The organism is Pseudomonas sp. B16120, from assembly GCF_044218845.1.
GTDB classification, from domain to species: domain Bacteria; phylum Pseudomonadota; class Gammaproteobacteria; order Pseudomonadales; family Pseudomonadaceae; genus Aquipseudomonas; species Aquipseudomonas paracarnis.
Window position 1 is genome coordinate 3,023,255 of record NZ_CP162588.1, and the last position, 12,665, is coordinate 3,035,919.

Consider the following 12,665-nt stretch of genomic DNA (forward strand, 5'->3'; position numbering starts at 1 on the left):
CGTTCCCACGCTCCGCTGATCGTTCCCACGCTCCGCGTGGTAACGCCTCCTGTGACGCTCCGCGTCTCGCTTTGGGACGCAGAGCGTCCGGGGCCGCATTCCCACGCGGAGCGTGGGAATGATCAGCGGCGGTGTTCTGGAGAAAGTGATTTACACACGTGCAATAAGAAAACTAAGGAAGGTCACCGTGAAAAAAAGCAAGTCAGGGTTAACTACCGCCATCCACACAGGCCCGGGCTATCCGCTCAAGGCGCTGAGCTGCGTGCCATACGGCGCGTTGCTGTGTTGCCTGGCAAGCCTGGGGACCGCCCAGGCTGCACCCTATGTGGAAACCGGCAAACTGGGCGACGCCGCCAGCTGGCGCAGCAATGAGTTCAAGGCCGACTGGGGCCTGGGCGCCGTGCACGCCGACACCGCCTATGCGGCTGGCTATACCGGCAAGGGCGTCAAGCTGGGGATCTTCGACCAGCCGGTGTACGCCCAGCACCCGGAGTTTGCCAGCCCCGACAAGGTGGTGACGATTGTCACCGAGGGCATTCGCCAATACACCGACCCGTATATCCCAGTGAAGGCCGGCGACGCGTTCCGCTACGACGGCACGCCGTCCAAGGACTCCAACGGCAAGCTGGGTAACCACGGCACCCATGTCGGCGGCATTGCGGCCGGTAACCGCGATGGCGGGCCGATGCACGGCGTGGCGTTCAACGCACAAATCCTCACCGCCGAAAACGGTGACCCGGGCCCGGAAGACGGGATCATCCTCGGCAACGACGGCGCCGTGTACAAGGCCGGCTGGGATGGGCTGGTCGCCAGTGGCGCGCGTATCATCAACAACAGCTGGGGCATCGGCATCGGTGATCAGTACGCCAAGGGCGGCCGCGATCCGGCGTTCCCCAATTTCACCGTCAACGAAGCCCAGGCGCAGTTCAATACCATCAGGCCGATCCTTGGCACCCTAGCAGGTGGCGCGTACCAAGGCGCCATCGACGCGGCCCGCAGCGGTGTGCTGACCATCTTTGCTGCAGGCAATGACTACAACCTCAACAACCCGGATGCGATTTCCGGCCTTGCGTATTTTGTGCCAGAGATCGCGCCTAACTGGCTGTCCGTCGCGGCCCTCCAGCAGAACCCGAATACGGCAAGCCCCGATCCGTATGTGATCAGTACTTTCTCCTCGCGTTGTGGCTATGCGGCGAGCTTTTGCGTGTCGGCACCCGGCACCAAGATCTACAGTTCGATCATCAACGGTACCGACCTGAGCAACCTCACCACCGACTGGGCCAACAAAAATGGCACCTCCATGGCCGCACCTCACGTGGCAGGCGCCGCAGCGGTGCTGATGGAGCGCTTCCAATACATGAGCGGCGACCAGATCTCCACCGTGCTCAAGACCACCGCCACCGACCTCGGCGCGCCGGGCATCGATTCGCTGTATGGCTGGGGCATGATCAACCTGGGCAAGGCGGTCAACGGCCCCGGGATGTTTATCACCGCTGAGGATATCCCGGCCGAGTTCCGTATCGACGGCGCCTACGGCAGCGGCCAGTTCGTCGCGGACCTGCCGGGTGTCGGCGCGGTGGTGGATGCCGGCAAACCCACCCAGCGTGTGTGCGATGACCTGCACTGCGGGCGGGATGTGTGGAGCAACGACATCTCGGGCCATGGCGGCCTGACCAAGCAAGGCATCGGTACCTTGGTGCTCACCGGCGCCAATACTTACAGCGGGCCGACGCTGGTCAACCAGGGCTTGCTGGCAATCAACGGTTCGGTCACCTCCGACGTTACCGTCAGCCAGAGCGGTGTGGTCGGTGGTTCGGGGCGTATCGGTTCGCTGAGCGCGAAAAGCGGCGGCACCGTGGCGCCGGGCAATTCCATCGGCACCTTGAACGTGGCGGGCAACGTCAACTTTGAACCGGGTTCGACCTACGCGGTAGAACTGTCGCCCACCAGCAGCGATCGCATCGTCGCCGGCGGCACGGCCACCCTCAACGGCGGCACCGTGACTCTTGCCCTGGAAAACAGCCCGACCTTGCTGAGCGCCACCCAGGCCCAAAGCCTGATCGGCCGTCAGTACAACATCCTGCAAGCGGCAGGCGGCGTCACCGGTAGCTTCGCGGCAGTGGTGCCCAATTACCTGTTTGTCGGCGGCACCTTGAACTACGCCGCCAACGGTGTGCAGCTGGATGTGGCACGCACTAACAGCTTCGCCAGCGTGGCGGCTACGCCGAACCAGCGCGCCGTGGCCGCCGCCGCCGAGCAATTGGGCGCAGGCAATGGCGTGTATGAAAGCTTGCTGCTGACACCCACCGCCGCTTCGGCTCAAGGCGCGTTCCAGCAACTGAGCGGGGAGGTATACCCGGCGCTGGAAACCGCACTGGTCAATGACAGCCGCTACGTACGCGAAGCGGTGGGCGAACGCCTGCGCAATGGCGAGATGGGCGCTACCAGCCAAGCCATCGACAGCCGTGGCAACGTGTGGGTCAAGGCACTGGGTGCATGGGGCAAGACCGACAGCCGCAACGACACGGCGGGCTACACCACCTCTATCGGCGGCATGCTCGCCGGTGTGGACGGCGCCCTCGATGAGGCCACACGCATCGGCCTGGTGGCCGGCTACAGCGACACGTCGCTGAACATGGGCAGCGGCACCCACAGCCGCGCCTCGGTCGACAGCTATCATTTCGGCGCCTATGCCGGGCATGAAATCGGCGCCTGGCGCCTGAGTGGCGGCGCGACCTACAGCTGGCACCGCGCCGATGTCAAACGCGACCTGCAATACGGCGACGTCAGCGGCAAGCAAAAAGCCAAGGTCGATGCCCACAGCACCCAGGTATTCACGGAGGCGGCGTACCGTATCAACCTGCAACCGCTGGCCCTGGAGCCGTTCGCCAATCTGGCCTACGTGCACCTGGACACTGACAGCTTCAAAGAGAAGGGCGACGCCGCCGCGCTGAGAAGTGGCGACGACAGCCGTGACCTGGTGCTCAGCACCCTGGGTATGCGTGCCTTGAAGACCTTCAATATCAACGACCATCAGCAACTGGAAGTCTCCGGCACCCTGGGCTGGCAGCACAACCTGAGCAGCACCGATTCGGAGCAGCACCTGGCGTTTGCCTCGGGCGGCCCGTCGTTCACGGTGGAAAGTGCGCCAATGGTGCGCGATGCCGCGTTGGTCGGAGCACGGGTCAGCCTGGCATTGAGCAAGGATGCGCGGGTGAACTTCGATTACAACGGCCTGCTGGCCAGCAAGGAGAAGGTGCACGGCTTCGGCTTGAGCCTGGACTGGGCGTTCTAAAGGCCAGATGCAGTGGGTTGTGGCGAGGGAGCAAGCTGCCTCGCCACACAAGCTCGCTCCTACAGGTGGTAACGGATAACAGGTGTTTTGGCTTTCTCTACAAATCCAACAACAGAGAGGCACTACCAATGGGTATCTTTGACTATAAAAACCTCGGTACCGAGGACTCCAAGGCGTTGTTCGCCGATGCCATGGCGATCACGCTGTATTCCTACCACAACCTGGATAACGGCTTTGCCGTCGGTTACCAGAACAACGGCCTCGGGCTGGGCTTGCCTGCCACCCTGGTCAGCGCGCTGATTGGCGGCAGCAATGCCCAAGGGGTCATCCCCGGCATCCCCTGGAACCCCGACTCGGAAAAAGCCGCCCTGGAGGCGGTGCAAGCAGCCGGCTGGACGCCCATCAGCGCCAGTACCCTGGGCTACAGCGGCAAGGTCGATGCGCGCGGCACCTTCTTTGGCGAAAAATTCGGCTACGGCACGGCGCAGGCTGAGGTGCTGGGCAAGTACGATGATGCGGGCAAGCTGCAGGAAATCGGCATCAGTTTTCGCGGCACTTCGGGGCCTCGGGAAAGCGTGATCACCGACTCCATCGGCGATGTGATCAGCGACCTGCTCGCCGCCTTCGGGCCCAAGGACTATGCCAAGAACTACGCGGGGGAAGCCTTTGGCGGCTTGCTCAAAAACGTGGCGGACTACGCCAGTGCCCAGGGCCTGGGCGGCAATGACGTGGTGGTCAGCGGCCACAGCCTTGGGGGCCTCGCGGTCAACAGCATGGCCGACTTGAGCGACAACAGCTGGTCGGGGTTCTATAAGGACTCCAACTACGTGGCCTACGCATCGCCGACCCAGAGCGCCGGCGACAAGGTGCTTAACGTCGGCTATGAAAACGACCCGGTGTTCCGCGCCCTGGATGGCTCGTCATTCAACCTGTCGTCTCTGGGCGTGCACGACAAACCCCACGAATCGAGCACCGACAACATCGTCAGCTTCAACGACCACTACGCCTCATCCCTGTGGAACGTGCTGCCGTTTTCCATCCTCAACCTGCCCACCTGGGTCTCGCACTTGCCCACCGGTTACGGCGACGGCATGACCCGCATCCTCGATTCGGGCTTCTACGAGCAGATGACCCGCGACTCCACGGTGATCGTCGCCAACCTGTCCGACCCGGCACGGGCCACCACCTGGGTGCAAGACCTCAACCGCAATGCAGAGACGCACAAGGGCAATACCTTCATCATTGGCAGTGACGGCGACGACTTGATCAAAGGCGGCAGGGGCGCGGACTTTATCGAAGGTGGCAAGGGCAATGACACCATCCGTGACAGCAGCGGGCATAACACGTTTTTGTTTAGCGGGCAGTTTGGCAATGACCGGGTGATTGGCTACCAGACGACGGACAAGCTGGTGTTCAACGACGTGGCGGGCAGCACCGATTACCGCGATCACGTCAAGGTGGTGGGCGCGGATACCGTCATTAGCTTTGGTACGGATTCGGTGACGCTGGTGGGTGTGAGCAGTCTGTCGGGGGAGGGGATAGTCATCAGCTAACGTATTCGGTGTGGGAGCTTGCTTGCCTGCGATGGCGGCGGTCGAGACAGCCATGCGGTGACTGACAAATCGCTATCGCAGGCAAGCCAGCTCCCACATTTGATGGGGTGTTGCTAGAAGATCACTTTTCCTTACGCACCGTGGCCACATCATCGGCCTTGATACGAATACGCTTGCCGGCAATATCGGTGAACTCGTAGAAGCCGTCGGCGGTCTTGGCGTTGGGCGTGTCCTTGGTCAAATACTGCGTGCCGTTCTGCAAGGTCACCACGGTTTGCGTGGAGCAACCGGCCAATACCAGAAAAGTGAGTGCAACCAGTGGCAGACCCAAATTCTTCATGTTCATAACCCTTACCTTTAACCCTGAAAAGTCCCGCAGCGTCTGGCTGCGCGGCCATAAATATTACTTGATCAACCCCCTCATCAGATTGTTTTTTTGCAAAAAGTTGCAGGCGCCATTTATCTATTACTGATTGCAACAACCGCTTTGCCCCGGCACTCTGTATGCATAACCAGTATTTGATTGCTCTGCGCCATGGCCAACCCCCTCGAAGATCCCTTGTATTACCTGCATAACTTCCGCCAAGTGCTGGTTTGGTTGGGGCAGCGCTATGCCGATTTGCTCGATGCGCACGAACAGCATTTCATTCAGCAATTTGACAGGTTGCCTCTGGCGTCCCAGGCGTTGTTGGTGCGGATGGTGATGCGCAAGGGCGTGCATTTTCGCGCCACCAAGCTCCATTACCTGGAAATCGGTTGCCCTCATGCGGCGGCGGGGCCACTGCGTGAGTTGGGGTGGGTGGAGGATCAAAGCCCGCTGCCGTTTGCCACCCTGTTCGCCCTGCTGCAAAAAAGTGAATTGCTCGGCGCCTTCAGGCCCTGGATCGACCAACCCAAGGGCAACAAGGCCGACTGGCTTGAACCCTTGGCGGCGCAATTTACCGAACCGCGCAGCTTTGCCCAGTGGTGTCCCGACGTGGGCGATGTGCTGTATAGCCTGACAGTGATGGAGTTGTGTGATCGCCTGCGCCTGATGTTCTTCGGCAACCTGCACCAGGACTGGTCGGAATTCGTGTTGGCAGATCTGGGCATCTATACCTATGAAAAAGTCGAGTTCTGCGCCGAGTCTCGTGGTTTACGCAGCCGTGACGACGTGCATGGGTTTTTATTCCTGCACCAGTGCCAGCAAGCCTTTGAAACCGGTGAGGCACTGGATACGGTGTTGGCGCAGGTCGCCACGTTGTGTACCGACAACCCGTGGCTGGAAAAGCGTCGTGCCAAGCTGCTGTTCCAGATCGGCCAGTATTGCGAACGGTGCGCCGAGCTGGCACTGGCCGAACAGATCTACCGCAATTGCACTCATCCCGGCGCGCGAGCGCGGCTGATCCGCGTACTGGAACGTCAGGAGGATTACGCCCAAGCCATGGCCCTGGCGACCGAGGCGCAACAGGCGCCACACAGCGCAGCGGAACACCAACACCTGCTTCGCGTAGTGCCGCGCCTGCGGCGCAAACTCGGCGGGCCGGCGCTGCCCAGGGCAAAGCCCCAAGCGGTGGCACGCCTGGACCTTTCGCTGGTGCAGGAACCGCTGCTGTCGGTGGAATCCTGTGTGCTGGCGCACTTGAGCGAACCGGATGCACCTGTGCATTACGTCGAGAATGGCCTGATCAATTCGCTGTTTGGCTTGCTGTGCTGGGAGGCGATTTTTGCGCCGCTGCCGGGGGCGTTCTTCCACCCGTTCCAGCGCGGGCCGGCGGACCTGCACAGCGAGGACTTTTATCAACGCCGAGAAGCTTTGTTTGCCGCGTGCTTTGCGCAATTGAAGGACGGTCGCTACAAGGCAAGCATCCGCCAACGCTACGTGGATAAATGGGGCATCCAGTCGCCCTTTGTGTTCTGGAACCTGCTCAGTGAAGACCTGCTGGAGCAAGCCCTGGCCTGCCTGCCCGCCGAGCATTTGCGCCATTGGTTCACGCGCCTGTTGCAGGATATCCGTGCCAACCGGGCCGGGATGCCGGACCTCATCCAGTTCTGGCCGGCGCAAAACACCTATCGCATGATCGAGGTCAAGGGGCCCGGCGACCGCCTGCAAGACAACCAGTTGCGTTGGTTGGCGTTCTGCGGCGAGTACCAGATGCCGGTCACCGTCTGCTACGTGCGTTGGGCGGAGCAACCCGCTTGAGTTACAGCGTGGCCGTGCGGGCGCTGTGTGAGTTCACGGCCAAGGTCGGCGACCTCGACCTGCGTTTTACGCCGTCGCCCAGCGCCCAGGAAGGCATCGTCGGCCATCGCACGGTGGCATCCCGGCGCAGCGCGCACTATCAGCACGAGGTCACCCTGGAGGGCGATTACCAGCAGCTCAAGGTGCGGGGCAGGGCGGACGGCTACGACCCGGACGCCAACCGCCTGGAAGAAGTCAAAACCTACCGTGGCGACCTCGCTGCCCAGCCCGCCAACCATCGGCAACTGCACTGGGCCCAGGTCAAGGTGTATGGCTGGCTGATGTGCCAGAAACTCGGGCTCGATCATATCGACCTGGCGCTGGTGTACTTCGACATCGTCGGCGAAGGCGAAACCGTGCTGAACCAGCGGTTCGATGCACCCGACCTTGAGCAGTTCTTCAATCAGCAATGCGCGCTGTTCCTGGACTGGGCCCGGCAGGAGATGCAGCACCGTGCGGCACGCAACGCTGGCGCGCAGAGCCTGGCGTTTCCCCATGTCGACTTCCGTACCGGGCAGCGCGACTTGGCCGAGTCGGTCTACAAAGCGGTGACTACGGGCCGGTGCCTGATGGCCCAGGCGCCCACGGGTATTGGCAAGACCATCGGCACCATCTTCCCGCTGCTCAAGGCCCTGGCGCCGCAGCAACTGGACAAGCTGTTCTTCCTCACCGCCAAGACGCCCGGGCGCAAGCTGGCGCTGGATGCCGCCCAGGTGCTGTACGACAGCAGCCCCGAGCTGTCACTGCGTGTGCTTGAACTGGTGGCCCGGGACAAGGCGTGCGAACACTTGGACAAAGCCTGCCACGGTGATTCCTGCCCATTGGCCAAGGGCTTTTACGACCGCCTGCCTGCCGCCCGCCAGGCCGCGTCCAAGGTGCGCCTGCTCGATCAACAAAGCCTGCGCAACGTGGCGCTGGCCCATCAGGTATGCCCGTACTACCTGAGCCAGGAAATGGCGCGCTGGAGCGACCTGATCGTCGCCGACTACAACTATTACTTCGACTTTGGCGCCATGCTGTTCGGCCTGGCCCAGCTCAACCAGTGGCGTGTCGCGGTGCTGGTGGACGAGGCGCACAACCTGGTCGAACGCGCGCGCTCGATGTACAGCGCCAGCCTGGACCAGTACAGCCTCAAGACCTTGCGCGATAACGCGCCCGAGCCCCTGAACAAACCCTTGCAGCGCTTGAACCGTGAGTGGAATGCCTTGCACAAGGACCAACTCGCACCGTATCAGGCGTACGCCGCCAAACCTGACAAACTGCTCCAGGCCCTGAGCCTGTGCACCAGCGCCATGGGCGACTACTTCAACGACCACCCCGAAGCCCTCAGCGGTGACCTGCAAGCCTTCTACTTCGACGCGCTGCAATGGGCCAAAGTGGCCGAGCTGTTCAATGAGCACTTTATCTTCGATATCACCAAGCGCTCGTTCAGCGGCAAGCGCAGCAGCTCGACCCTGTGCCTGCGCAACGTGGTGCCGGCCGAGTTCATCCGGCCCAGGCTGACCGCCGCGCGCAGCAGTGTGCTGTTTTCCGCGACCTTGAGCCCGCGCCATTATTACGCGGACTTGCTGGGCCTGCCGGCGGATACCGCCTGGGTTGATGTGGCATCACCGTTCAAGGCCGAGCAATTGCAGGTCAGCATCGTTGACCGCATCTCTACGCGGTTTGTGCATCGCCAGGCGTCGCTGGAACCTATCGTGGAACTGCTCGCGCGGCAATTCGCTGCGCAACCGGGTAACTACCTGGCGTTTTTCTCAAGCTTCGATTACCTGCAACAGGTGGCCCAGTTAATGGCCGAACGGCACCCGCAGATTGCGTTGTGGTTGCAGGCGCGGGGCATGGCCGAGGCCGAGCGCCAAGCCTTTTTGGAGCAGTTCACCCACCACAGCCAGGGCATTGGCTTTGCGGTGCTGGGCGGTGCGTTTGGCGAAGGTATCGACCTGCCCGGAGCGCGCCTGATCGGTGCGTTTATCGCCACCCTGGGTTTACCGCAGCTCAACCCGGTGAATGAGCAGATCAAGGCACGTATGGGCGCTGTTTTCGGCGCGGGGTATGACTACACCTACCTGTATCCCGGTATTCAGAAAGTTGTGCAGGCAGCGGGGAGGGTGATCCGCAGCCAGCAGGATCGCGGGGTGGTGATGCTGATCGATGACCGCTTTGGCGAATCGCGGGTGCAGCAGTTGTTGCCGCGTTGGTGGGCGATCAAGCCCCTGTAGGAGCGAGCAAGCTCGCTCCTACAGGTTTGGGCTACACCACTTCCAGGTAGGAGCTCTGTATCTCCCGGGCCAACTCACGCACGGTGTCGATGAATTCTGTCAGCCGAGTGTGCAGCCCATCTTCCAGAATCTCATCAATCCCCGTGTACCGCAGCCGCGCCTCGAACTCCGCCGCCAGGCGTTGCGCCGTGCGCCCATAACTGCCGGGCAGGTCGGCCAGGATATGGCTCAACTCCTCGATGCAGGCATGCAGCGAACGCGGCACATCGCTGCGCAACAGCAGCAACTCTGACACCGAGCGTGCATTCAAGGCATTCGGATACAGCTCGGTATAGGCCTCGAACGACGACAACGCGCGCAGCAGGGCGCTCCACTGGTAATAACCGCGTGCCGATACGTCGCTGACTTCTTCCGACTCCTCGCCGAACATCTCATAGCGCGCATCCAGCAGGCGCAAGGTGTTGTCAGCACGTTCGACAAAGGTGCCCAGGCGAATGAAGCGGTAGGCGTCATTGCGCATGATGGTGCCCGAGGTCGCGCCCCGAAACAGGTGCGAGCGTTGCTTGACCCAATCACAGAAGTGGCTGATGCCATGCCGTGCCAGGCCGCCGGCGGCGATACTGCGCATTTCCAGCCAGGTGGCGTTGAGGTTTTCCCACATGTCGGCGGTGATGCGCCCGCGTACCGCATGGGCATTGCCTCTGGCGGCACGCAGGCAGTTGTAGATGCTCGCGGGGTTTTGCGCGTCGAGCGCAAAGAAGTGCAACATGCGTTCGGCATCCAGGGTCTGGTGCCGCTCCAGGTAGCTGTCCAGGGTGCCGCTGCTGAGCAACGACATCGCCAGTTCATCCAGGCCATCGCTGCGCCCGGCCTGGGGCATCAAGGACAACGAATAACTGACTTCCAGCATGCGTGCCAGGTTCTCGGCGCGCTCCAGGTAACGCGACATCCAATACAGATCTGCAGCTGTTCTACTCAGCATACTCAGCCCTCCACCACCCAGGTGTCCTTGGTTCCACCGCCTTGCGACGAGTTGACGACCAGCGAGCCTTCCTTCAGCGCCACGCGGGTCAAGCCACCGGGCACCAGGCGGGTTTCCTTGCCCGAGAGCACGAAGGGTCGCAAGTCGATGTGCCGGGGCGCGATGCCGTTTTCGACAAAGGTCGGGCAGGTGGACAGGCTCAAGGTGGGTTGGGCGATATAGGCATGGGGGCGGGCCTTGATGCGCTGGCGGAAGTCTTCGATCTCGGCGGCCGTCGACGCCGGGCCCACCAGCATGCCGTAGCCGCCGGAGCCCTGGGTTTCCTTGACCACCAACTGCTCCAGGTTGGCCAGCACATGGGACAGCTCATCGGGCTTGCGGCATTGGAAGGTCGGCACGTTCTGCAGGACCGGTTCCTCGTCCAGGTAGAAGCGGATCATCGCGGGTACGTAGGGGTAGATCGACTTGTCGTCAGCCACCCCGGTGCCGATGGCATTGGCCAGCACCACATTGCCGGCGCAGTAAGCCGCCACCAGCCCCGGCACGCCGAGCATCGACTCGGGATTGAACGCCTGGGGGTCGAGGAAAGCGTCGTCGATGCGTCGGTAGATCACGTCCACGGCCTTGGGGCCGTCGGTGGTGCGCATGAACACCTTGAGGTCCTGCACGAACAGGTCGGCGCCTTCCACCAGTTCCACGCCCATTTCCCGGGCAAGGAAGGCGTGTTCGAAGAAAGCGCTGTTGAAGCGCCCAGGGGTCAACACCACCACATTCGGGTTATCGAGGCGGCTGGCGCTCTTGAGGGTCTTGAGCAAGAGGTTGGGGTAGTGGTCCACCGGGGCAATGCGCTGCTTGGCGAACACTTCCGGGAACAGGCGCATCATCATCTTGCGGTCTTCGAGCATGTAGCTCACGCCGCTGGGGGTGCGCAGGTTGTCTTCCAGCACGTAGTAGGTACCGTCGCCGTCGCGCACCAGGTCGACGCCCGAGATGTGCGAATAGATGCCGCGGTGCAGGTCGAGACCGACCATGGCTTTCTGATAGCCCTCATTGCCCAGGACCTGATCGGCGGGAATGATCCCGGCCTTGATAATGCGCTGGTCGTGGTAGATGTCGGCCAAAAACAGGTTCAGCGCGTTGACCCGTTGGATACAGCCGCGTTCGATCAGGCTCCACTCACTGGCGGGGATGCTGCGGGGAATGATGTCGAAGGGGATCAGGCGTTCGGTGTCTTGCTCGTCGCCATACAGGGTGAAGGTGATCCCGGCGCGATGGAACAGCAAATCCGCTTCACGGCGACGCTGGGCCAGCAGTTCCGGCGGCGTGTGGGCCAGCCAGCGAGAGAAGTCCTGATAATGCGCACGGCAAACGCCGTTTGCGTCATTCATTTCATCAAAGAAAGATCGAGCCATTCCAGTACCTTGTCAGTGCCCAGTGTGGCTTTGGGTGGCACTGCCGCTTAAAAAAACGCATGTTTTTATGAGCCCGTGGCTGAAGGTGCCAACAGACCTGGTCCTTACTTTCTTATGGGGGCGGCTCTGGGTCGGGGGGTAACGCATGCTCCTGTTTTCCGGGTGGTGAATGGATAAAGCAATGCCTGTGCCGGAATGCCGTTAATCCCCTGTGGGAGCGAGCTTGCTCGCGAAAAACTCACCGGCACCGCGTTTAATCAGGCAGCCCGCGTTAGCGTTGACGTATTTCGCGAGCTAACTCGCTCCTACAGAGGGCGGCGGTCGCCCTGAATTGGTGCGCGAACCTACTTGAACTTCACAAGGCCCCGATTCTTCTAAGAAGTTTCGTCACCTTGTGGAGCACCGTCGTGTCCAGAATCATCTCCCCCCACACTCCGGAAGCGGCCCTGAACGACCACAGCGAACACAACGCAAAGATATTCGGCTCGCCCAAGGACCGCCTCGACTTTTACCGGCGCGAGATCCAGTACGAAACCAGCATCCTGGCCAACCGCACCGACGCCTACCTGACCGCGCAATCCTTCCTGGTGATTGCCTTTGTCTCCGGCATGGGCAACCTCAACCCGGAATGGGGCAAGCTGTTCACGCTGGTGGTGCCGATCTTCCTGGTTTCGCTGGGTATTCTCAGTTCGCTGAATGCCTGGCCCGGTATCCGTGCGGCGTATGAAATCATCGACCACTGGCACTACAAGCAAAGCGAATTGCTGCGCAGCGAGCCAGTGATGGGCATGGCCTACGATGAGTCGCCCCTGTTTTCCGAAGTGGAGTCGAGCCACAAGGGCTATCGCAAGTCGTTGTTGTTTTCCATGCGTGCGCCGTGGTTGTTCATGGTGTTCTGGCTGGTGTTGGGCATCTATGCGTTCTATATCCAGGTGGACAATCCACTGCGCTGACCATGCGGACGGAACTTCAGCCGTGGCCGT

General features: G+C 61.6%; 8 protein-coding genes. 5 read left to right on the forward strand and 3 right to left on the reverse strand.

The features are described 5' to 3' along the window. Positions 1-187: 187 nt before the first annotated feature. Both AB4P90_RS14065 and AB4P90_RS14070 read left to right on the forward strand, forming a co-directional pair. Entirely contained in the window at positions 188-3,295 is a 3,108-nt protein-coding gene (locus tag AB4P90_RS14065; RefSeq protein ID WP_395606036.1) for an autotransporter domain-containing protein, read from the forward strand. Between the two features lie 128 nt (positions 3,296-3,423). Further along, positions 3,424-4,848 carry a lipase gene (locus tag AB4P90_RS14070; protein ID WP_395606037.1) on the forward strand — a complete coding sequence of 475 codons (1,425 nt, stop codon included), beginning with the start codon at positions 3,424-3,426 and terminating at the stop codon, positions 4,846-4,848. Positions 4,849-4,969: 121 nt separating this feature from the next. Here AB4P90_RS14070 and AB4P90_RS14075 read toward each other — a convergent pair whose 3' ends face one another. Further along, on the reverse strand, positions 4,970-5,194 hold the full coding sequence (locus AB4P90_RS14075) for a YgdI/YgdR family lipoprotein (RefSeq protein WP_003191162.1): 225 nt from the start codon (positions 5,192-5,194) through the stop codon (positions 4,970-4,972). 189 nt (positions 5,195-5,383) lie between these two features. Between AB4P90_RS14075 and AB4P90_RS14080 the strand changes: the two genes are divergently transcribed. Both AB4P90_RS14080 and AB4P90_RS14085 read left to right on the forward strand, forming a co-directional pair. After that, complete coding sequence (locus AB4P90_RS14080) at positions 5,384-7,030, forward strand: VRR-NUC domain-containing protein (protein WP_014718411.1); 1,647 nt, start codon at positions 5,384-5,386, stop codon at positions 7,028-7,030. Continuing rightward, positions 7,027-9,288 carry an ATP-dependent DNA helicase gene (locus tag AB4P90_RS14085; RefSeq protein ID WP_395606038.1) on the forward strand — a complete coding sequence of 754 codons (2,262 nt, stop codon included), beginning with the start codon at positions 7,027-7,029 and terminating at the stop codon, positions 9,286-9,288. Before AB4P90_RS14080 ends, AB4P90_RS14085 begins: the two co-directional genes overlap by 4 nt. 31 nt (positions 9,289-9,319) lie before the next feature. On the opposite strand, the gene AB4P90_RS14090 is transcribed toward AB4P90_RS14085, so the two are convergent. Continuing rightward, a complete protein-coding gene (locus tag AB4P90_RS14090; RefSeq protein WP_014718413.1) occupies positions 9,320-10,270 on the reverse strand; it encodes an alpha-E domain-containing protein in 951 nt (316 codons plus the stop codon). 2 nt (positions 10,271-10,272) lie between these two features. Continuing rightward, positions 10,273-11,682 carry a circularly permuted type 2 ATP-grasp protein gene (locus AB4P90_RS14095; RefSeq protein ID WP_014718414.1) on the reverse strand — a complete coding sequence of 470 codons (1,410 nt, stop codon included), beginning with the start codon at positions 11,680-11,682 and terminating at the stop codon, positions 10,273-10,275. A 407-nt stretch (positions 11,683-12,089) separates the two neighbouring features. Here AB4P90_RS14095 and AB4P90_RS14100 point away from each other — a divergent pair, with 407 nt between their 5' ends. Beyond that, positions 12,090-12,635, forward strand: coding sequence for a hypothetical protein (locus AB4P90_RS14100; protein ID WP_014718415.1), 546 nt, complete (start codon positions 12,090-12,092; stop codon positions 12,633-12,635). Positions 12,636-12,665 lie beyond the last annotated feature (30 nt).